The sequence below is a fragment of the Aquimarina sp. 2-A2 genome, assembly GCF_045505135.1.
GTDB classification, from domain to species: domain Bacteria; phylum Bacteroidota; class Bacteroidia; order Flavobacteriales; family Flavobacteriaceae; genus Aquimarina; species Aquimarina intermedia.
Window position 1 is genome coordinate 40,864 of sequence record NZ_JBJKFI010000005.1, and the last position, 21,486, is coordinate 62,349.

The following is a 21,486-nucleotide window of genomic DNA, read 5'->3' on the forward strand; positions in this document are numbered from 1 at the left end:
TTTGATTAAGAGTTGAGAACGGGACTGATTCAAACACTATGTATAAATACAGTATTTTATTTTTGTTAGTAGGTTTTGGGTTCTTTGGTACGGCACAAGAATTCAATGCAAGGGTAGTGGTGAATGCAGAACAAACCGGACAGCCCAATCTTCAGGTATTCAAAACGCTCGAACGTTCATTAATAGAATTTATTAATACTACCAAATGGACAGCGGTTGATTATCGCAACGAGGAGCGCATCAATTGTAGTTTTGTAATCAATATTAACGCTTATAATAACGATACATTTTCGGCGACTATACAGGTTCAGGCCTCACGACCTGTTTACGGTTCCAATTATAATAGCACTACATTTAATAGCATTGATAAACAGTTTACTTTTAGCTATGTTGAGTTTCAGCCACTCAATTATAACGCAAATAGTTTTCAATCAAACCTTATTTCGGTAACCGCATTTTATCTATACACTATCCTAGGTATTGATGCGGATACTTTTGAACTTAACGGAGGGACTAAATATTACCAAGAAGCTAAAAATATCGTAGGTAATGCACAGACCAGTAATTCGTTAGGTTGGAATTTACAAGATGGTACGCAAACTCGTTTCAAGCTTAATGATGACTTACTATCAGGAACGTTTGATGGATATAGAAAAGCACTGTATACCTATCATAGACAAGGATTGGATGTTATGCATCAAGAACTCAAGACCGGTAAATTAGCAATTATTGAGTCCTTGGCTGCTTTAGAAGAAATGCATGACAGGAGACCAAATTCGTATTTAATGCGTATTTTCTTTGATTCAAAAGCCGATGAGATATCCAGTATTCTTTCAGGAGGTCCTTCAGTCAACATAGCAGAAACCGTCACTGTGTTAAATCAAATTGCGCCTACATATTCTAAAAATTGGTCAGCCATTAAATTTTAGAAATGTATATTTTTGAAATCCTTTTAAAAGTATAGTATCTTTACCCGTAGGATTAACCTTAATATTTATAGCATTTGCTACAAAGCTTATCAATACAAAATTACGCCCTTATAGACCAGCTTCAGGTATCTTTTGACTCTGGGCTTATCATTATTACCGGAGAAACAGGTGCTGGTAAATCATTACTTTTAGGGGCGCTTGGACTTCTTTTGGGTAAAAGAGCAGATCTAACCAGTGTAAAAGATAATACTTCAAAATGTATTATAGAAGGTGTTTTTTCTATAGCTGACTATAAACTTCAAGAAATTTTTGAACAAGAGGAACTTGATTATGAAGATGAGACTATTATTCGTCGAGAAATTCTTCCGTCAGGAAAATCCAGAGCATTTATTAACGACACACCTGTAACGCTTAGCGCTTTGAATGCCGTAGGCTTCCATCTTATTGATATTCACAGTCAGCATCAAACATTGGAAGTAACATCCAATGACTTTCAGTTTGAAGTACTGGATGCGTTAGCAGAAACAGAAAGAGAAATTGATTCTTATAAAAGAGGGTTACAGCTTCTGAAAGCTAAAGAAAAAGAGGTTAAATCACTTATAGCAAGTCAAGAAGAATTGACTAAAGCTTATGAATATAATACGTTTCTTTTTAAAGAATTAGAAGAGGCTAAGTTGAAAGAGGACGAACTTGTGGAGCTGGAAACAGCCTATGAGACGCTTAACAATATTGAGGACATTCAAGAGCGCATATCGGCATCAATACAATTGGTGGGAGCCGAAGAACTTGGGGTGTCTGACCAGTTGCGTGCTACAAAATCAAATTTGCACAAAATAACAGCGTACACAGCTACTTACAAAGAGTTGTCGGACCGTGTAGAAAGTGTAGCAATAGAAATAGAAGATATTCTTGTGTCTCTCGAAAATGAATTAGATAAACTAGAGGCGGATCCTGAACGTTTAACTGTGGTAGGTCAAAGGCTTCAACTGATTCACGATTTACAAACAAAGCATGCCGTTTCAAGTATTCGGGAATTATTAGAAATCCGGGATGCGTTGGAAGAGAAAGTAGTAAAAACGGATTCGTTAAACGATGAAATCAAAAAGTTACAATCTGAGATCATAGCTATACAAGAACAATTAGATCAAGTTGCAGAGAAAATTCATGCTAAGCGGGAGAAAGCATTACCTAAATTGATAAACGAATTGGAGACAATTTTAAAATCACTTGGAATGGAGAATGCCACGTTTAAAGCTGAAGTTACCTTGAGTGATGCCTATGCATTTAATGGGAAAGATGAATTAAGTTTCTTGTTTTCTGCTAATAAAGGAGGTACGTATGGAGTTCTTAAAAAAGTAGCTTCAGGTGGTGAGTTGTCTCGTATTATGTTAAGTATAAAAGTGATTCTCTCGCGATATACAAAGTTACCTACTATTATTTTTGATGAGATTGATACTGGAGTGTCAGGAGAGGTAGCTCATAAAATGGCCGATTTAATGCGATCTATGAGTAAAAACCTTCAAGTCATTAGTATTACACATTTACCTCAGATAGCGGCAAACGGAGAACGGCATTATAAAGTTTTTAAGGAAGATTTGGATACGAGTACAGTCACTCGATTAAAGTTATTGAATCCTACAGAACGAATTAATGAGATAGCAGAGATGATAGGAGGTAAGGATATATCCGAATCTGCTTTAACACACGCTAAATCACTTTTACAGGTATAGTATTACTATGGTTACGAAAAGTAATTAATTTTTGAGTATAAAAAAGAGTGGTAAAATTTTTTGATAACGATAGCTGTTAACAGGGTTTTGTTATCTTTACCACTCGTAGAACATATTTTAATTTATTATTAAATGTCACACAACTTACTAAAAGGTAAACGAGGAATAATTTTTGGAGCATTAGATGAAAATTCTATTGCTTGGAAAACAGCAGAGAGAGCTCATGAAGAAGGAGCTACATTTGTGCTTACCAACGCTCCGGTAGCGATGCGTATGGGAGCTATTAATCAACTGGCAGAGAAGACTAATTCTCAAATTGTTCCTGCGGATGCTACGTCTCTAGAAGACTTGGAAAATTTGGTTGAAAAATCGGTTGAAATACTTGGTGGAAAATTAGACTTCGTGCTGCATTCTATTGGGATGTCAGTGAATGTAAGAAAAGGTCGTCACTATACGGATCTTAATTATGATTGGAGCCAAAAAGGATGGGATGTTTCAGCACTTTCTTTTCATAAAACAATGCAAACCTTATATAAAAAGGATGCTATGACCGAGTGGGGAAGCATTGTAGCTTTAACCTATATGGCTGCACAGCGAGTGTTCCCGGATTATAATGATATGGCTGATAACAAAGCGTATCTTGAGTCTATTGCACGTAGTTTTGGATATTTCTTTGGCCGGGATAAAAAAGTTCGTGTAAACACAATTTCCCAGTCACCAACCGCAACAACTGCAGGTAAAGGAGTGAAAGGATTTGATGGATTCATCGAGTATGCAGATAAAATGTCACCACTAGGTAATGCGAGCGCTTTAGAATGTGCGGATTATACTATTACTTTGTTTTCTGATTTAACTAAGAAAGTGACCCTTCAAAACTTATTTCATGATGGAGGATTCTCTAACGTGGGCGTAAGTGAAATGGTCATGCAAAAATTTACAGAAGAAAATTAAAATATAATTTAAATATCTCTCAAAATCCCATTCAAGAAACTTGATGGGATTTTTCTGTTTATTAAAAAATAGTTGTCTATGTATTCTTTTATAATTCCTGTTTATAACCGTCCGCAGGAGATTTTTGAACTGTTGGAGAGTATGGTAGCCTTAACCTTTGACAAGCCTTATGAAATAGTGATTGTCGAAGATGGATCAACGGAGGATTCAAAAGAATGTATAGCATGTTTCCATAACCAATTAGACATTAGTTATTATGAGAAGCAAAATACGGGGCCGGGTGATTCCAGAAATTACGGTATGCAAAGAGCAAAAGGGGATTATTTTATTATTCTCGATAGCGATGTTATTCTGCCTAGCGACTATCTGTTAGCTGTAGATAAATATTTATCTGCTTCATTTGTGCATTGTTATGGAGGACCTGATGATGCACATGCAAAATTTTCAAAGCTGCAAAAGGCAATAAGTTTTAGTATGACGTCTTACTTAACTACCGGTGGTATACGAGGTAAAAAAAGTGCTGTAGGTAAGTTTCAACCACGTAGCTTTAATATGGGGTTGTCCAGAGAAGCGTTTAATGCTACTCAGGGATTTGGAGATATCCATCCCGGTGAGGATCCGGACTTAACTATCAGGTTATGGAAACAAGGATATGAAACAGCTTTAATCGAAGAGGCTAAGGTGTTTCATAAAAGACGTATTTCATGGCATAAATTTTATATCCAGGTAAACAAGTTTGGATTAGTGCGACCTATTCTAAATTTATGGCACCCTAAGACGGCTAAACTAACGTATTGGTTTCCTACTTTTTTTATTTTGTTCGTCATAGCTTCCATAATAGTAGCTTTCTTTTCCATTTGGGTTCCCTTAGCGTTTTTAGGGGTCTATCTTTTTATACTATGGGTGAGCGCCTTGCACAAATACTCGAATTTTGGAATCGCATGTATGTCTGTGTCCGCTGCTCTTATTCAGTTTTATGGATATGGTAGTGGATTCTTAAAATCTTATTATTATATTCATCTGTTGAAAAGAGATCCTAAAAAGCAATTTAAAAAGCTTTTTTTTAAATAAGAATTTTAGAAAATAAGAATTTTAGAAAATAACGTATGAATAGATTTTCATTTAAAAGAAACAATGTAAAGGTTTTTCTGTTTTTTTTGGTTGCGACATCTATACTTTGGCTATTTATTCAATTCTCAAAAAACTACACACGTACGCTCGAAGCGGATATTGTTTATATTAATATCCCCGAAGATAAGGCTATAGATCCCACTAGTGATGCAAAATTGTTGGTTACTTTGGGCGGCAATGGTTTTCGATTAATAGCACATAGCTGGACTACACCCGAACTTGTTTTTGATTATAAAGAGAGTGCAAAAAAGAGGTCAAATGAATACGTGTTTGCGTTAGATAAAAAAGGAGATTTTATCAAGCGGAAATTAGAATTCAAAGGAAGTGTGATCGACCTTCAAAAAGATACTGTTTTTTTGAAATTACATACAATTTATGATAAAAAAGTACCCGTACGTCCCAATGTGAGCTTAAAATATGCTGCCGGATATGGAAGTAGTGAAGGTCTGGAGATTCAACCGGATTCAATAACGCTTAGTGGTATTAAAAAAGTATTAGACTCAATTAATTATGTAGTGACGGCCTCACTTACAGTGGACGGACTAAAATCGAATTGGGAGGAAGAGGTGCCAATAAAAATGGACAGTCTGCAGGAGGTGGTAAATGTTGTTCCTAGAATTATAAACGCTTCGGTCTCGGTAAGTAAATTTACTGAAGGGAGTCAAAATGTTCCTATAATTTTGGAAAATGTACCAGAGAACGAAGAAGTAAAGATTTTTCCTAAAGAAGTTAAAATAGTTTATAGAGTAGGTCTAGATAAATATGATGATATCTCAGAACGAGACTTCAAAGTGATTGCAGATTATAGAGAGGCCTCCGAAAATAACGCGTTTCTTTTCTTGAAACTTATAAAATCTCCTGAAAAAATACATGACGTTCGATTGCAGGAAAAACAAATTCAATTTGTAATAGTGAATAAAGAATGAAAATTGTTGGGTTAACAGGTGGCATAGGAAGTGGTAAATCAACGATTGCAAATATGTTTAAAAGTCTTGGTGTGCCCATCTATATAGCAGATATCGAGGCTAAGAAATTAATGAATAACGACCCAAAGGTTCAATGTGCTTTAATAAATCTTTTTGGAGAAAAGGCTTATATAGAAGGCGCTCTTAATCGTGCCTTTATTGCTGATCAGGTTTTTAAGGATAAAGCGTTATTAGAAAAACTTAATGCCATTGTACATCCGGCAGTAGCACAGCACTTTGAAAATTGGAAAAACCGGCAAAACGCCAAATATGGTATCAAAGAGGTTGCGATCTTATTTGAAAATAAAGGCCAAGAGCAATGTGATCATACAATTCTTGTAACCGCTCCCGAAGAACTTCGTATCCAACGCGTTTTAGATCGTGATGACACTTCTGTTGAAAAGATAAAACAGCGTATGAATAACCAATGGAATGATAGTCAAAAAATTCCTTTAGCCGACTTTGTTATTCAAAATATTGACCTTAAAGAAGCCAAAAAACAGGTGCTGGAGCTCCATCAAAAGTTCATGGAGTAAGGCGATTATAGTGGGATTAGCCCATTTTGTTAACATTTGGTTAAACCGTAAAGTAGGTAAATGTTAAAGTCTTACTTTTGGTCTATGAATAAAAGGATATTCGTATTGCTAATAATCCTAATGAGTCTGTCACTGATCGGGATTATTTTTGTTCAAGGGTATTGGATAAACAATACGGTTGTTAATAATGAGGAACAATTTTCGTTTAATGCCAAGCAGGTACTTATTACTGTATCCAATAAAATTCAGTATAACGAATTTGAAGAAATATACTATCCCTTAAAAGAAATTTTGGATAGTATTGAGGAGCCTGATGATTCAACTATTAGACAGCTTCTTAATATTAGTATAGATAAAAGAACCAACAGAACGTTTTCATACAATAATGGTGCATTAGAGGATGATTATAAGCTTTTTTCTTCTTTTATTAATTTTGATATCGATACGATCAAGTTAAAAGATATTTTAAATCGTACTGCGGATATTGTTTCTGAAGAAGGAAAAGAAGAAAAGTCTAGTAAGAAGTCAAGACTCAAGATGCAGCGTATTAAGAGTCTAACTGATTTGCAACGCATGGATTATGAAATTGTTGTTAGTGATATTGCTAGCTATATTCCTATTCATCGTAGAGTAGATAAGGAGGAAATTCGATCGATGATTCAGAGAGAGTTAGAAGAGCGTGACATCAAAGTGGATTTTGAATATGCCATTTATAGTAATGCCTTGGCAACCAAAATTCGGTCTGAGGATTTTAGTTTAGATTATGCCAATACATATGCTGTTCCGTTGTTTGTCAATCAGGATGGTGAAAGTAAATATCAATTGTACGTAAAGTTTACAGATAAAAAACAATATGTGCTTTCTTCAATCAGAAGTATGGCGTTATTATCTATTGTATTCACATTGATTATTGTAGTTGCCTATTCCAGTGCTTTATCCCAACTTATGCAACAGCGTCAAATTTCGCAAATTAAGACAGATTTCATCAACAATATGACGCATGAGCTTAAGACCCCTATAGCGACTATAAATCTGGCATTAGATTCGATAAAAAACCCAAAAATTGGAAGCGACCCGGATAAAGTTAAGCGTTATATGAATATGATCCGGGAAGAAAATAAAAGAATGCATGCTCAAGTAGAGAATGTTCTTAGAATATCTCAATTAGAGAAAAATGAATTGAACATACCCAAAGAGCGGATGAAACTTCATGATCTGATAGAAGATGCCATTACACATGTGTCGCTGTTGGTTGAGGATAGTGGAGGTTATATTAAGACACATTTAGGCGCGTTAAAATCGTCTGTTTTGGCTAATGACAACCATTTTACCAATGTGCTTGTCAATATACTCGATAATGCAGTGAAATATTCTGAAGGTGCTCCAAAAATAGATGTGTATACAGAGAATGCCAAGAACAGTATTATAGTTAAAATAAGAGATCAGGGCATTGGTATGAGCAAAATTGCTCAAAAGAAAATATTTGAAAAATTTTTTAGAGAACATACGGGAGATCTTCACAATGTCAAAGGGCATGGTTTAGGATTAACCTATGTAAAAAGAGTTGTAGATGACCATCATGGTCAAATATGGGTGGAGAGCGAAAAAGGAAAAGGCTCCACTTTTATAATTAAATTACCGTTAATATCTTAAAAATATGGAAACAGAGAACAAAAAGATTTTACTTGTAGAGGATGATCCAAACTTTGGAACAGTGTTAAAGGACTATCTTATTATGAACGATTATGATGTGGTTCATGCCAAGAATGGTATGGAAGGCTTCGAAAAATTCAAAAAGGACGATTATGACATGTGTATTCTCGATGTTATGATGCCTTACAAGGATGGATTTACTCTAGCTAAAGAAATCAGAGATAAAAATGAAGAGATTCCTATCATCTTCCTGACTGCAAAGGCAATGAAAGAGGATGTTCTTAAAGGATATAAAGTAGGAGCAGATGACTATTTGAACAAACCGTTTGACAGTGAAGTTTTATTGATGAAAATTCAAGCAATCATGCAGCGCAAAAGCACTGAGTCAATTGCTGACAGTAAGCAGTTTGAATTTAATGTTGGAGGGTTTCACTTAAATTCTAAACTTAGATTTTTGACCTATAAGGATGAAGAAGCGATCAAATTATCACCTAAAGAGAATGAGCTTTTACGTCTACTGGCTTTACATCTTAACGATTTAATGCCAAGAGAATTAGCATTGACAAAGATCTGGCGAGATGATAACTATTTTACTTCCAGAAGTATGGATGTATATATCGCAAAATTGAGAAAATACCTTAAAAAAGATGACAATGTGGAGATTCTTAACATCCACGGAGAAGGGTTTAGACTTGTTGTAAGAAACGAGGAAGCCTAAAAAAGTTTTAACGGTAATCTTTTGAGGAAGAAACTCGTTGTTGTAACGAATAATCTACAACGAGTTTTTTTCAATGAAGGATAAAATTTCTTCGCGATTCGTGTCGATGTCAAACCATGTTATTTCTTTATCTTTTTTAAACCACGTGAGCTGTCTTTTTGCAAATCTACGTGTATTTTTTTTGATCTCACTAATAGCAAAGTCTAGCTCCCATTTTTTGTCCAGATATGAGAACAGTTCTTTGTAGCCCACTGTATTTAGTGCATTTAGATTTCTATAATCATATAAATTTGAAACTTCGGTCACAAGACCTTCGTTCACCATTTGATCTACGCGATAGTTGATTCTATCGTAAATAATAGATCTTTCGGCGGTGAGACCAATTTTAATGCACTTAAAAGGTCTGGTTTTTTTGTTTTTGGTTAAAAAAGAAGAATAGGGTTGACCACTACTTAAGCTTACTTCTACAGCGCGCATGACACGATGTGTGTTAAGAAGATCCACTTTATTATAATACATTGGATCAAGAAGTTTTAATTGCTCCTGTAAGGCGGTTATTCCTTTTTCATTATAGAGCTGCTGAATTTGAGATTTAGTAGTTTCATCAACTTCCGGAAATTCATCTAACCCATTAACAATAGCATTAATATACAAACCGGAACCACCGACCAGAACTATATTTTTATTTGCTTGGAAAAGGGAAGTAATTAATTGCATCGCATCTTTTTCAAAATCTCCCACGCTATAAGGTTCGTGTATGCTGCGATGTTGAATAAAATGATGAGGAATAGCAGCTAATTCTTCTGGAGAAGGTACAGCGGTACCTATATTCATTTCTTTAAAGAATTGTCGACTATCTGCAGAGATAATCTCGCACTTTAGATGCTTTGCGATAGCGATAGCTAAACTTGTCTTGCCAATAGCAGTTGTACCGGTAACGACTATTAAATTTTTATTCATTAAAAAGTGTATATCCGCAGTTATGACAATATTTTGCATCGTTCTGATGCTTATCTTCATTACAGTTTGAGCAAACCTGTGTGTTGTTGCGCAGAGGAATAGTTTTTTTATTAGCGGCATATTCTGCACTAACGATTCCTGTCGGCACAGCAATAATACCATAACCCATGATCATAATGATTGCAGCTATCAGCTGTCCGAGTGGGGTGACGGGAGCGATATCCCCAAAACCAACCGTGGTTAGAGTTACAATGCACCAATATACACTCACAGGAATATTTTTAAACCCACTTTCCTCTCCTTCGACGATGTACATGAGGGTTCCCATTATGATACAAAGTACCAAGACTGCAAATAGGAAAACTAAAATTTTAGGTCGACTATCTTTCAATGCTCTGGTCAGTTTATTAGCCTCACCGATATATCTCGTAATTTTTAATATTCGAAAAACTCTTAGTAAACGTAGCGCACGAACCGTTAGCAACGCATTAGACCCAAGTATGAAAAAAGATAAATATAGCGGAATGGTCGATAAAAGATCAATGATACCGTAAAAGCTGAAAATATAAGATGTTGCTTTTTTAATAGAGATTACCCGGGCTATATACTCAATAGTAAAGAAAATTGTAATGACCCATTCTGCGTACAACAGAAAATCGTACATTTTTTCAGACAAACCTTTTACACTTTCCATCATTACAAAAATGATGCTCAGAATAATCAAGATTAGTAAGACAACATCAAACAATTTACCTGCAGGAGTATCTGCTTCATAAATTATTTCATGAATTTTCTCTCTCCAGTTTTTTTTGATGTTTTCAGTCAAGGCTTAGTTTTAAATAAAAGTAAATAAAATTAACTTTCTTTACTAATCGTAATGAAAGTGTTATTTTCTATATTAACGACTAATTCAAAAAACTTTTTAAGTATAGGGTAATATTCTGTAGGGTAATATGAAGAATTAAAATTAATTCTATAAGTAATTAAAAGTTGTTGGCCCTTCTGGTTATAACTTACCCCGACTTTTCCCAAATTATTTGGAATGGAATAGTATGAATTTTTAGGCGTGTCAATAAAATTATAGTTGTCTGGAATTTCAAGGGATATATAATATGTGTAGGTGTCCTTAAATCCGAAATCTACAGGGAAACTTCTTTCAGTTAGCTTGAAAGGATTTTCTTTAAAAAAAGGCTTTGTAAATGGTCTTACATAAATTAGGCCATCTATTTCTTCTGCTAACCTATTAAATGAAAACTCTTCTTCAAAGGGCTTGTCTGAATTTTTTTTATTATTTAATTTAAGATCATGAATACTTAAATCAACATTGCGAGATTTTATTTGTTCTATAAATGCATCTTTGCCAATTTGGTCTATTTTTTTTCTTTTATAAAAGCCGGGGTACCCTAGGTAGGTATATTTGGCATCCCCCATTAAGTTAAGCTCCTTGTCTAATTTGATTTCTTCTTTGAAGAAGTGAAGAGATCGTTGAGTGGGTTTCAAATCCACCCATGAACTACCATTTTTAAAATCTAAAAGCCTTCCGTATTGATTCAAACATCTATATGGGATTTCTCCAAAGGTTAGAGTTTTTTCTGTTCCATCTAATAGATATTTCTTACCGTTAATTGATATCTGTACGATTATATAGTTGAAATCAGTTAGTATTGGATAATTTTTTGTTGCATAGCCATTTTCTCTAGTTGACAATAGAATAGAATTGACTTCAAAGCCTTGTTGTTTTAGGGCGTTATGAAGAAGGATATTAATTCCAGCAACGTTTCCAGTTTTAGTTTTCAAAACATTTTGTATATCACCATATCTGAAAATTTCATATTTATTGTTCCATACGTAGTTTTCTGTGAAATAGGTATATAGTTTTTTAGCTTTTGATAGAGTATTAGGAAGTACCTGTAGCGAATCTGGGAAAATATCCTTTGTTGATTTTACTTTCTTTAGTTGAAGGCCTATTGTTCGTTCTTTTTGTAATTGCCTGTCAACATTTTTCCATGTTTCACTATATTTCTTAACGCTTCCATCAAAACCTTTGAATACTTTTAGTTCATATTTGATACGAGAGAAATAATTTTTTTTGGCAGTCATATATTTCTCAGTCTTAAAAGCTGGGATATCTTTCATAACATAGATGTTGTGAACACAGTCGGAAGCCCCTCCCCTGCCAACTTCGAGACAATTTTTTATGATGGACGATTTGTTAGTTTCTAATTTTAAAGTTCCAACTAAACCTATGTTATATTGGTAATTACCAGGAAGATCCGATACGTATTCACTGTACATTTTTGGAAGAGAATTTTGAAAGTCCCAGCCATTAAAATTAAATATGAAAGGAGATTCAATTTGGTATTTATAAGTTAGTACAGAACCAGGCTGCACCTGCGGAAAAGTAAATTTAACAACAGTATAATTTTCGTTATAAATTTCTTCGAAAATTTGATCTTTTTGGATACTGATTTTGGTTATTTTTCCGTCATCAATGTTATGTGTGAAAGCTTCTAGATTTCTGTAACGTTCTTTTCTTGCTTTGTTTCGATACAAAACAAATTCTACGGTCGAATGCTCAAATCCTTGCTCATTTAAAATTTTTATTTTAGCCTCGTAGTCGGTTAGTAAGTTGTATTTATTACCATTTTGTATTCGACTATATCCTTTTTCATAGATGAAAAACGCATTTGCGGTACTATCCTTATCATATGAAGTATTGTTCAAATCAGAATTTCTAACAAGGATATTTCTATAATTGTATGTTTCTTGAGAAAAAAGTGATGAACTTAAAAGAAAAAATAATAAGATATGAGTAATTTTAGTCATTATAAGTTGGTTTTATAATCTTTAAACGTTTATGTTTTCTTGTATAGCTTTGTATGATATGCTGGATGTCCGCATCGTGTTGCATTGGGGTGATAATAGTTTTTAAGATATCAATTTTTTGGATTTGATAGTTTAAATTAAAAAAGCCGATACCTTTAAACTCTCCTGCTTCTATTAAAATTGCGCTTTGTTCGTCAATTGCACGTCCTCGATCAATAATAATCATATCATTTATAGCAAACGAGTTACGCTCAATTAATTGTTGAACTCTTCGATTATAAGATTCTGTAGTTTCTTGGCATGTACAAGCCTTTTGACACTTATCAGTATGTGCTCCAGAACACTCGCCATTTCCTGAATCCAACCCCATGTATCGCTGACATAAATTAAACTCATCGGTCCAACGGTGCATATAGGATTTTGCCTGTTGCCTATTGGTGAAAGTCGTTATTGGTGAGACGTCTTTCAGTAATTTATGGACTTGCAGGTTCATGTAACCATTCTGATCAAGACTTTGATACAGTCCATAATCAAATTTTGCTTTACGAGACGTTCTATTGTAAGCCGGCTTATTGACTCTAATTTCTTGTGCTTCTTTTAGCAAAGCAACCAATTCACTACCTGTAGTTTCAAAAGTTACACGATCGACTTCTTCCTGAATTTTTCTAGACTTTTTGTTTTCACTGGTAAAATGCTGATTGAGTCTGTTTTTAATATTTTTACTTTTACCAATATAAATGATTGTTCCTGCTGCATTGTGTATGTAGTACACACCCGTTACTGCCGGAATATCGTCCAAAATTTTTAAAAGCTTACCGTTAACCTGTTTTTTAGTTTCAGTGCGAACTGATTGGGTTATTATGGTTTTCTTTGTGTCCTTAGCTAGCAGTAGCTTGAATAGCTTTATTGTAGCTAAAGCATCTCCATTGGCGCGGTGACGGTCGGATAGGGGGATGCCCAGGCTTCGCACTAATTTCCCTAAACTATAGGAAGGTTGATTCGGGATAAGCTCTTGACTCAATTCGACGGTGCACAACGATTGGCGTTCATATTCAAACCCTAGTCTACTAAACTCAGTTCGCAAAATCCTATAATCAAAACTAGCGTTGTGTGCCACAAGAATACAATCTTGAGTTATTTCTACAATGCGTTTAGCGATCTCATAGAACTTAGGGGCATTACGAAGCATATCATTATTAATCCCGGTTAAGTTAACTACAAATGGTTGTATCGGCTTTTCAGGATTTATTAATGTGATAAATTGATCAACTACTTCCTGACCATCAAATTTGTAGATAGCAATTTCAGTAATTCCTTCTTCATTATACTTTCCTCCTGTAGTTTCTATATCTAATATTGCGTACATAAAATTGATAACGGAGTTATAGACCTTGTTTTACACTCCTGATAAATAAGTTTTAAATTACTTGTAAATTCGTTCTCCAAAAATTTTACTTCCCACTCGCACCATAGTACTGCCACGTTCAACGGCAAGTGGATAGTCTCCGCTCATCCCAATAGATAAAGTTGTAAACTCCAGATATACTTTTGTTAAGTTGTGATAAAGGGAATGTATAAAGTCAAACTCGGTAGCAATCTGTTTTTGGTTATCAGTATTTGTTGCCATGCCCATTAAACCAACCACTTTGACATTTTTAAAAGCTTTGAAGGTGTCAGAATTTAGTAATTCAATAGCACGATCTTTGTCTAGTCCAAACTTTGAATCTTCTTCGGCTATTTTGATCTGGAGAAGGCAATTTATGGTTCGGTTATTTTTTATAGCTTGTTTGTTGATCTCTTTTAGTAATTTGATGCTGTCAACGGCGTGTATTAAGCTTACATAGGGAGCCATATACTTCACCTTATTGGTTTGTACATGACCAATCATATGCCATTGGATATCCTTGGGCATTGCCTCCCATTTATCCGTCATTTCTTGAATTTTATTCTCTCCAAAAACACGTTGCCCAGCGGTATACGCTTCCATTAAATCAGCAACAGGCTTTGTTTTGGATACAGCCACCAAGGTAATAGATTCGGGCAAGCTGTTTTTTATTTCATGTAATTTATTTTGTATACTACTCATAAGCTGCAAAGATACCTTTTTTCAAGATATAGCGTATTATATAGAGAGAGATCAATAACTATTGCTAGGTTTACTACTCATATTCATATATAGTTACCCCACTACGTAATTTCGGTTCTATATAGGTGCTTTTTGGAGGCATAGTCAAACCTTGATCGGCAATATTTTTCATTTGATCGACTGTCGCTGGAAATAAACCAAAACCAACAGTAAAATCTCCACAATCTACTTTACTCTTTACGTACACAAAGCCTTTTTTTCCATGTGAATATTCAATACGATTGTCAGTACGCAGATCTTTTATATTTAAGATAGGATCTAAAATTGTTTTAAATAAAATTTGAGCATCGAGTTCAGCAAGGGCATCTGTAAATTCATATTTGGTCTTTCTTAGGTAAAGAGAATAGAATTCACCATCCAGATACATACTGAAATGATGTTTTTTGGAGGGTTTATAAATGTCAATCCCTCTGTTTTCTATCCGATACCACTCATCCAATTTTATCAAGAACTCTTCTTTGCTCAAACCATTCAGTCCTTTTACAAGACGATTAAATTCAAAAATTTTAAGATGTGATTCAGGAATTAAATAACTCATAAAAAAGTTATAAGTTTCGGTTCCTTTATGTTCCGGATTTTCTTTTTTCATATCCTCGGTTAAAAGATGTGAAGAAGAGGATCGATGGTGGCCATCCGCAATATAGACTGCATCAATAGCGGCAAAAGCTTCTTTTAGACGTTTTATCAGTTTTTTATTGTCAATTACCCATAAGAAATGTGTGTCTCTGTATGTTGTTGTAAACTCGTATTCGGCACGCTCCTGAATCACCTCAAAAATGATATTGCTGATTTCATCATTATCCGGATACGTAAGTAAGACGGGTTCGGCATTAAAGCCTACTGTTTTTAAATATTCTTTAAAAGTATGCTCCCTTTCCTGTAGCGTGTCTTCATGTTTTTTGATTACATTTTGTTCGTAATCTTCAGCACTTGTAGCTGCGATAATACCACAAAAAGAGCGTTGTTCACGATTTACAATTTTGTACACGTAATAACAGGGGGTACTTTCTTTTTGAAAAATCTGTTCTTCTTTAAACTCTAAGTATCGGTTCCGTACAAGTTTATAGCGTTCTTCTCCAGAGATCTCTTTGTGGTATTTGTAACCGGGATTGATGATATGTAAAAATGAGAAAGGATTGTAATCCATTCGTGAGTCACGCTCATCAGGTGTGTAGCTTTGATAAGATCTTGAAGCGATCAAACTAACTTTATCACGTGTTGGGCGAACTGCTTTGAATGGATGTACCTTTGCCATTATAAAATTGTTTTAAGAACTAAATTGTGCTGAAACTTTCTCTGCTTTGCGACTTTCAGCATAATTGTAAAAACCTTCACCACTTTTTATCCCTAATTTACCGGCACGTACCATATTTACCAGTAAAGGACAGGGAGCGTACTTAGGGTTTTTAAATCCATTATACATCACTTCTAAAATAGATAAGCAAACATCCAATCCAATAAAATCGGCCAATTGTAAAGGTCCCATAGGATGGGCCATACCTAATTTCATCACTGTATCAATTTCTGAAACACCAGCAACACCATTGTATAAGGTTTCAATAGACTCATTAATCATAGGCATTAAAATTCGATTTGCAACAAAACCTGGATAATCATTAACCTCAACCGGAATTTTACCTAATTTTTTGGACATCTCCATAATTTGGTTTGTGACATCATCGGTAGTATTATAACCTCGTATAATTTCGACTAACTTCATGATCGGTACTGGATTCATAAAATGCATTCCTATTACACGCTCGGGACGATTTGTCACCGCTGCAATTTGTGTTATAGAAATTGAAGAAGTATTTGTAGCCAGAATTGTTTTTTCTGGACAAGTAGTATCTAAATCTTTAAAGATTTTCAATTTTAAATCCACATTCTCTGTAGCTGCCTCAACAACCAAATCTGCATTTTCTACACCTTCTTTTATAGAAGTTATGGTGGTTATATTAGCAAGCGTTGCATCTTTATCAGCGGTAGTAATTTTTTCTTTAGCTACCATGCGGTCAAGATTCTTAGTGATAGTCGACATGCCGCGCTCCAATGCAGCATCAGATATATCGATTAAATTAACCTTGAAACCTGTTTGAGCAAATGTATGTGCAATACCGTTACCCATTGTTCCTGCGCCTATAATTGCTATATTTTTCATTGTATGTGTATTAATTAACTATGTATTTATTTTTTAAAACATGAGATGATTTGCAAAGCTACTTGTAATGCTCTGGCCCCATCCTCAAGCGACACTATTGGCATGGTATCATTTTTAACTGCTTCTGCAAAATAATTTAACTCATCTAAGATTGCATTATTAGAAGATACTTCTGGATTATCAAAATAGATTTGCTTTTTAATCCCTTCTGCATTTTGTAAAATCATGGCAAAATCATCCGGATGTTCCGGAGCTTCTTTCATTTTTACCACTTCACATTTCTTTTCAAAAAAGTCAACAGAGATGTATGCATCCTTTTGAAAAAATCTGGATTTTCTCATGTTTTTCAAAGAGATTCTACTAGCTGTGAGGTTGGCAACACATCCATTCTCAAACTCGATGCGTGCATTTGCAATATCCGGAGTTTCACTAATAACTGAGACGCCGCTGGCACTGATTTGTTTAACGTCTGATTTTACAACGCTCAATATAGCATCAATATCGTGGATCATTAGATCTAAAACTACAGGCACATCCGTACCCCGCGGATTAAACTCCGCCAAGCGATGTGTTTCTATGAACATAGGGTTCTCGATTTTTGAAGCAACCGAGGTAAAAGCAGGATTGAAGCGCTCCACATGACCTACTTGTCCTTTTACCTTATGTTTTTTGGCTAGTGCGATTAAAATATCTGCCTCTTCAACAGTATTCGTTATAGGTTTCTCTATAAAAATATGTTTTCCTGCTTCAATCGCTTGTTTTGCGACATCAAAATGCGCAAAGGTAGGGGTTACAATATCCACCATATCCACGGCTGCAATAAGTGCTTCGGCAGAATCAAATAATCGATACCCAAATTCATCTACAATGGCTTGTGCTTGTTCAAGATTCGGATCATAAAATCCTATAAGTTGATAATTTTCGGATTGTTCTAAAAGTCTTAAATGGATTTTTCCAAGGTGTCCAGCACCTAATACTCCGGCTTTGAGCATAATTCAAAGTTTTACACAAAAATAGTATTATTTATAAATTTTGATTCCTATTTGATCGTAAAATGCAAAATATTCGTTTTATGCCAAATTTGTTAGGAAATCCTTAAAATGTTTATGTAATTTTAGCGTGCTAAACGACCATGATGAAAGCCAGAGACACCATACGCCATGCAGGAAAACGCAAACAGCTTGTAGACTTGTTAGTTAAAAAGGGAATTCAAAACAAAGCAGTACTTGCTGCGATCAATGCAATTCCCAGACACCTTTTTATGGATTCAAGTTTTGAAGATCATGCCTATCAGGATAAAGCATTTCCCATTGCAGCAGATCAAACGATCTCACAGCCATATACTGTGGCTTTTCAATCCGCGTTGTTAGAAGTACAGCGTGGAGATAAGGTACTGGAAATAGGTACAGGTTCCGGATATCAAACTGCTGTATTGTGTGAGCTAGGGGTCAAAGTCTATAGCATAGAGAGGCAGCATGAGTTATTTAGAAAAACCAAAACTTTCTTAACTAAGCTTGGATACCGACCCAAATATCTTTCTTTTGGAGATGGCTATAAAGGTTTAGAAGAATATGCACCTTATGATGGTATCATCGTTACTGCTGGAGCTCCTTATGTTCCTAAACCTTTACTTAGCCAACTTGCTATTGGAGGCCGTCTGGTAATTCCGGTAGGTGATGATCCGCAAATCATGACACTTTTTGTACGTACCAGTGAAACTGAGTACCAAAAAAGAGAATACGGTGAGTTTCGTTTTGTACCTCTATTAGAGGATAAAAATTAATTAGCTTGAGGCCTATTACTTTTCTTTAAAAGCATGGGGTCATACTTAAATGAAGCATAAATACATAGATTATATTTGATTATATTCGCCGGAATTAATTTCACATAAATCTATTTTAATCTTTTTATTCTTAAGTATGACTAAATTTTTACCATCGCTGTTTTTGTTGTTTTCTATAGTATTTTTTTCCTGTAACTCCAGTGATGATGACTTTACTGATGGTGGAGGTAAGGTAGCAGTAATTCTCGGAGATTTTGAGATCACTGTCGATGCTATTACTATGACCACTGCTACTGTAAATTGGACAGAGGCGGCTGCCTCTGATAAAAGTAAGGTGACATATGATGTTTTGATCAATGATAAATTGATCGCTGAGGGAATCGTAGAAAACACATATGCACTAGATAATTTAACGCTTAACACAGAATACGAACTTAAAATTGTGGCTAGAGGTGCTGATGATGCCTTTGTGGATCGTATATTTTTCTTTACAACCATTGGTACTGCACCTTCTCTATTTCCTTTAAGCTATACGGATAATGGATGTACTGTAGCCTTTATTGACTGGGAAGCACCTACGGTTGAAGACGGATCCAGTTATTCTTATGAAACTTTTGTAAATGGCATATTTGTTAGAGGCTATTCACAATCTAATGTCGGACTTAATTTTTTGGTCAACGAGGGCGAACTAAATACAGTTAAGATTGTTGCAAAAACATTCAACGGAGCTGAGACCTCAGAAGAAATTACATTTTTTAAAGAAGTTTGCCCCACACCTTCAGCATTTGATATTAGTGTTTCAAATATTACTTCATCTACAGCACGACTTGACTGGACTGCAGCTACGATGGAAGACGGATCGGCTGTCAGATATTTTATCAAAGTTAATGGAATTGGATATCCTGCCGGAAATGTTTCCTTAGGCGAAACATTCTTAAACTTGCAGTCATTAGAGCGCGATACCATGTACGATATAGTAATCACAGCAGAATCTGTAGATAATAGCAAAACTTCAGAAGCTACATTGTCTTTTACAACTACCAATGAATATCCTGTACATCCTACATTTACCGTGACAGAGGCTATTTTATATACCAAAAATAGTTCGGCATTGGCTAAGCAGTTGCGGATCACTTTTTCTGAACCCATCGGTGACAAAGTAATAATAGGAATTGTATCGGGTGAAATCGAGATTGGAAATTTTACAATGAATTCTAATAGCATTCTTACCAATGCCTTTAGCGATACTGAATATGATCAAATCAGAGCTGCCGGAGATGGATATGTACTTGTAGAGATTGAAGGAACTTTTTATCAATTGGATTTTGCTATATCCGATAGCACATTATAAAATTTAGAAATATCATAAAGAAGGAGCGCTCTAGTGCTCCTGCTTTATGATATATATTCTGTAACAGCTTCAGATAACTATTCCAATTAAAAGAAAGTAAAGTTTAATCACAGATTTTTTTAGCTATGATGATAAGATGTATTTCCTGAGAACCGTCTGCTCTCGAATAAGGTTTACGAATAATTTCAATTAGCTCAAAACTGTGTTTACTCAACATGGTACGTAAGGTGGTTTCGCTATGATAGTAGACATACATCTGATCACCAGTACTTCCGCTTATATAACCCGACGTTTCATAATCTCCTTCCAAAGTGCTCAGATAAAGTATGCCATTAGGTTGTAAAAGCTTGTATGAATCATGAATAAATTGACTCACATCGTTATTAGCAAGATACGGTAAGCAAAATCCACAAAGGATAGCATCATACAAAGAAGATAAAGTTTGAATTTCTCGTGCATCCAATACGCCAAAAGTAGCTGTTGGATTATTAATTTTAGCCAGCTCGATCATGGATGGCGCGATATCGTATGCTTCTATATCGAGAGTGGGTTTTTTATTGAGCAGATAGCTAGTAATGTTTCCGGGACCGCAGCCAATCTCCAATATAGTAGCGTTAGGCTCAGGTAAGGTTGTCAGGAAAAGATCGTAGGAGTCATTATATAATTCAAAATCCATAAATACCTCCTGATACTTCTTAGCTACCTTGTCCCAACTCTCAAATGTTATTTGGTATGGATCCATAAATTTCTAATTCGTTCTATTTACTATGGTTTACTGGAGCGAAAAATTTTTTCAAATCCATCGTACACGGCAAGGTGTAGTGCATCACCATGACTCTGATTCTCCAGGTATTTAAAAAATATATTGTCGTAATTAGTCGAACGACTTTCTAACATATCAAATAATTTTTTAGCGCCTGATTCCATGATGGCTCCTTCTTTTCCTACAGCAATATAGATTGTTTTTTTCGCTACAGGTTTCCTAGGTATAAATGATAATATAGATTCGTTATCCCACCAAATACTCGGACTTACAATAATATAGTTATTAAAAAGATCAGGTTTTTTAAAAAGTATTTCTGTAGCCAACAATCCTCCGAGGGATTGCCCTATTAAAGTGCTGATTTCATTTATTGGATAAGTGTTTTTAAGCAATGGTTGCAACTCTTGTTCAATAAATGTTATAAATTTTTCTGATCCGCCCGTGGTAGGAAAATCTTGTTTATCCTGCTCAACAGTTGTTGGATAAGTGAAATCTCTTTTTCTGTCTACATTTTCAATTCCGACAACAATAGTTTCAGGAATCATGTTAATCCAAGAGAAGGAACCAAATTGTACGATACCGGCAATATGAATAAAATCTTCGTTACCGGATCCATCAAGTAAATAAATAACGGGATACTTTTTATCTTTATACTTTTCATAAGAAACGGGAAGATAAACGTTTATTTTTCTTGATTCATTCAATATTCGTGACTGAAATGTAAGTGTTTCACCTATTGAAAAAAGTGTCTTGTCCAAAGATAAATTTTGGTCTTGAGAGTAACTATCAAAAGGCAGGAAACTGCTTACGGCACATAGTATTATCAAAAATAATTTCATAGTCAAAACATAAGGTATCAGTTAAAGGTACATATTTATCATAAATT

The 21,486-nt window shown here is 34.9% G+C and carries 20 protein-coding genes; 10 read left to right on the top strand and 10 right to left on the bottom strand.

Annotation, left to right across the window (positions count from 1 at the left end):
- Positions 1-38: 38 nt before the first annotated feature.
- From ACJRPK_RS12355 to ACJRPK_RS12390, 8 genes are all read left to right on the top strand, one after another.
- Entirely contained in the window at positions 39-929 is an 891-nt protein-coding gene (locus ACJRPK_RS12355) for a DUF4835 family protein (protein WP_407140313.1), read from the top strand.
- A gap of 74 nt (positions 930-1,003) precedes the next feature.
- Positions 1,004-2,659, top strand: a complete 1,656-nt coding sequence (gene recN / locus ACJRPK_RS12360; protein ID WP_407140315.1) for a DNA repair protein RecN — start codon at positions 1,004-1,006, stop codon at positions 2,657-2,659.
- Positions 2,660-2,791: 132 nt separating this feature from the next.
- Entirely contained in the window at positions 2,792-3,610 is an 819-nt protein-coding gene (locus ACJRPK_RS12365; RefSeq protein WP_148783143.1) for an enoyl-ACP reductase, read from the top strand.
- A 78-nt stretch (positions 3,611-3,688) separates the two neighbouring features.
- Positions 3,689-4,681 (top strand): glycosyltransferase, encoded by a 993-nt coding sequence (locus ACJRPK_RS12370; protein WP_407140317.1) that lies wholly within the window; start codon positions 3,689-3,691, stop codon positions 4,679-4,681.
- 35 nt (positions 4,682-4,716) lie between these two features.
- Positions 4,717-5,667 (top strand): CdaR family protein, encoded by a 951-nt coding sequence (locus ACJRPK_RS12375; protein ID WP_407140319.1) that lies wholly within the window; start codon positions 4,717-4,719, stop codon positions 5,665-5,667.
- Positions 5,664-6,242 (top strand): dephospho-CoA kinase, encoded by a 579-nt coding sequence (coaE, locus tag ACJRPK_RS12380; protein WP_407140321.1) that lies wholly within the window; start codon positions 5,664-5,666, stop codon positions 6,240-6,242. The genes ACJRPK_RS12375 and coaE overlap by 4 nt, the downstream gene beginning before the upstream one ends.
- Before the next feature lie 84 nt (positions 6,243-6,326).
- Positions 6,327-7,895 carry a sensor histidine kinase gene (locus ACJRPK_RS12385; protein WP_407140323.1) on the top strand — a complete coding sequence of 523 codons (1,569 nt, stop codon included), beginning with the start codon at positions 6,327-6,329 and terminating at the stop codon, positions 7,893-7,895.
- A gap of 4 nt (positions 7,896-7,899) precedes the next feature.
- Positions 7,900-8,613, top strand: coding sequence for a response regulator transcription factor (locus ACJRPK_RS12390; RefSeq protein ID WP_148783138.1), 714 nt, complete (start codon positions 7,900-7,902; stop codon positions 8,611-8,613).
- A gap of 54 nt (positions 8,614-8,667) precedes the next feature.
- Here ACJRPK_RS12390 and miaA read toward each other — a convergent pair whose 3' ends face one another.
- The 8 genes from miaA to ACJRPK_RS12430 all read right to left on the bottom strand — a co-directional run bounded on the left by miaA (position 8,668) and on the right by ACJRPK_RS12430 (position 17,695).
- Complete coding sequence (gene miaA / locus ACJRPK_RS12395) at positions 8,668-9,573, bottom strand: tRNA (adenosine(37)-N6)-dimethylallyltransferase MiaA (protein WP_407140325.1); 906 nt, start codon at positions 9,571-9,573, stop codon at positions 8,668-8,670.
- Positions 9,566-10,399 carry an ion transporter gene (locus ACJRPK_RS12400; protein WP_407140326.1) on the bottom strand — a complete coding sequence of 278 codons (834 nt, stop codon included), beginning with the start codon at positions 10,397-10,399 and terminating at the stop codon, positions 9,566-9,568. The genes miaA and ACJRPK_RS12400 overlap by 8 nt, the downstream gene beginning before the upstream one ends.
- Before the next feature lie 29 nt (positions 10,400-10,428).
- The gene (locus tag ACJRPK_RS12405) at positions 10,429-12,126 is read right to left on the bottom strand and encodes a hypothetical protein (RefSeq protein WP_407140328.1); all 1,698 of its coding nucleotides are present in this window, start codon (positions 12,124-12,126) and stop codon (positions 10,429-10,431) included.
- 265 nt (positions 12,127-12,391) lie between these two features.
- A complete protein-coding gene (locus ACJRPK_RS12410; RefSeq protein ID WP_407140330.1) occupies positions 12,392-13,765 on the bottom strand; it encodes an exonuclease domain-containing protein in 1,374 nt (457 codons plus the stop codon).
- Between the two features lie 57 nt (positions 13,766-13,822).
- Complete coding sequence (locus ACJRPK_RS12415; protein WP_407140331.1) at positions 13,823-14,485, bottom strand: YggS family pyridoxal phosphate-dependent enzyme; 663 nt, start codon at positions 14,483-14,485, stop codon at positions 13,823-13,825.
- A gap of 73 nt (positions 14,486-14,558) precedes the next feature.
- Complete coding sequence (locus ACJRPK_RS12420; RefSeq protein ID WP_407140332.1) at positions 14,559-15,800, bottom strand: DUF1015 domain-containing protein; 1,242 nt, start codon at positions 15,798-15,800, stop codon at positions 14,559-14,561.
- A 12-nt stretch (positions 15,801-15,812) separates the two neighbouring features.
- Entirely contained in the window at positions 15,813-16,703 is an 891-nt protein-coding gene (locus ACJRPK_RS12425) for a 3-hydroxybutyryl-CoA dehydrogenase (RefSeq protein ID WP_407140334.1), read from the bottom strand.
- A gap of 26 nt (positions 16,704-16,729) precedes the next feature.
- Positions 16,730-17,695, bottom strand: a complete 966-nt coding sequence (locus ACJRPK_RS12430) for a Gfo/Idh/MocA family protein (protein WP_407140336.1) — start codon at positions 17,693-17,695, stop codon at positions 16,730-16,732.
- A 143-nt stretch (positions 17,696-17,838) separates the two neighbouring features.
- Between ACJRPK_RS12430 and ACJRPK_RS12435 the strand changes: the two genes are divergently transcribed.
- Together ACJRPK_RS12435 and ACJRPK_RS12440 are read left to right on the top strand one after the other, a co-directional pair.
- Complete coding sequence (locus tag ACJRPK_RS12435; protein WP_148783129.1) at positions 17,839-18,486, top strand: protein-L-isoaspartate(D-aspartate) O-methyltransferase; 648 nt, start codon at positions 17,839-17,841, stop codon at positions 18,484-18,486.
- A gap of 136 nt (positions 18,487-18,622) precedes the next feature.
- Positions 18,623-19,837, top strand: coding sequence for a fibronectin type III domain-containing protein (locus tag ACJRPK_RS12440; RefSeq protein ID WP_407140338.1), 1,215 nt, complete (start codon positions 18,623-18,625; stop codon positions 19,835-19,837).
- Positions 19,838-19,940: 103 nt separating this feature from the next.
- Here the strand turns inward: ACJRPK_RS12440 and ACJRPK_RS12445 are convergent, their stop codons facing one another.
- Positions 19,941-20,579, bottom strand: coding sequence for a class I SAM-dependent DNA methyltransferase (locus ACJRPK_RS12445; RefSeq protein ID WP_407140340.1), 639 nt, complete (start codon positions 20,577-20,579; stop codon positions 19,941-19,943).
- 23 nt (positions 20,580-20,602) lie between these two features.
- Positions 20,603-21,358 (bottom strand): alpha/beta hydrolase, encoded by a 756-nt coding sequence (locus ACJRPK_RS12450; RefSeq protein WP_407140342.1) that lies wholly within the window; start codon positions 21,356-21,358, stop codon positions 20,603-20,605.
- Positions 21,359-21,486 lie beyond the last annotated feature (128 nt).

What these genes read in the sequence shown, in the direction of transcription:
- ACJRPK_RS12355 (WP_407140313.1), top strand. Translation starts at nt 39, where the DNA reads ATGTATAAATACAGTATTTTATTTTTGTTAGTAGGTTTTGGGTTCTTT.
- ACJRPK_RS12365 (WP_148783143.1), top strand. Translation starts at nt 2,792, where the DNA reads ATGTCACACAACTTACTAAAAGGTAAACGAGGAATAATTTTTGGAGCA.
- ACJRPK_RS12370 (WP_407140317.1), top strand. Translation starts at nt 3,689, where the DNA reads ATGTATTCTTTTATAATTCCTGTTTATAACCGTCCGCAGGAGATTTTT.
- ACJRPK_RS12375 (WP_407140319.1), top strand. Translation starts at nt 4,717, where the DNA reads ATGAATAGATTTTCATTTAAAAGAAACAATGTAAAGGTTTTTCTGTTT.
- coaE (WP_407140321.1), top strand. Translation starts at nt 5,664, where the DNA reads ATGAAAATTGTTGGGTTAACAGGTGGCATAGGAAGTGGTAAATCAACG.
- ACJRPK_RS12385 (WP_407140323.1), top strand. Translation starts at nt 6,327, where the DNA reads ATGAATAAAAGGATATTCGTATTGCTAATAATCCTAATGAGTCTGTCA.
- ACJRPK_RS12390 (WP_148783138.1), top strand. Translation starts at nt 7,900, where the DNA reads ATGGAAACAGAGAACAAAAAGATTTTACTTGTAGAGGATGATCCAAAC.
- miaA (WP_407140325.1), bottom strand. Translation starts at nt 9,573, where the DNA reads ATGAATAAAAATTTAATAGTCGTTACCGGTACAACTGCTATTGGCAAG.
- ACJRPK_RS12410 (WP_407140330.1), bottom strand. Translation starts at nt 13,765, where the DNA reads ATGTACGCAATATTAGATATAGAAACTACAGGAGGAAAGTATAATGAA.
- ACJRPK_RS12415 (WP_407140331.1), bottom strand. Translation starts at nt 14,485, where the DNA reads ATGAGTAGTATACAAAATAAATTACATGAAATAAAAAACAGCTTGCCC.
- ACJRPK_RS12420 (WP_407140332.1), bottom strand. Translation starts at nt 15,800, where the DNA reads ATGGCAAAGGTACATCCATTCAAAGCAGTTCGCCCAACACGTGATAAA.
- ACJRPK_RS12425 (WP_407140334.1), bottom strand. Translation starts at nt 16,703, where the DNA reads ATGAAAAATATAGCAATTATAGGCGCAGGAACAATGGGTAACGGTATT.
- ACJRPK_RS12430 (WP_407140336.1), bottom strand. Translation starts at nt 17,695, where the DNA reads ATGCTCAAAGCCGGAGTATTAGGTGCTGGACACCTTGGAAAAATCCAT.
- ACJRPK_RS12435 (WP_148783129.1), top strand. Translation starts at nt 17,839, where the DNA reads ATGAAAGCCAGAGACACCATACGCCATGCAGGAAAACGCAAACAGCTT.
- ACJRPK_RS12440 (WP_407140338.1), top strand. Translation starts at nt 18,623, where the DNA reads ATGACTAAATTTTTACCATCGCTGTTTTTGTTGTTTTCTATAGTATTT.
- ACJRPK_RS12445 (WP_407140340.1), bottom strand. Translation starts at nt 20,579, where the DNA reads ATGGATCCATACCAAATAACATTTGAGAGTTGGGACAAGGTAGCTAAG.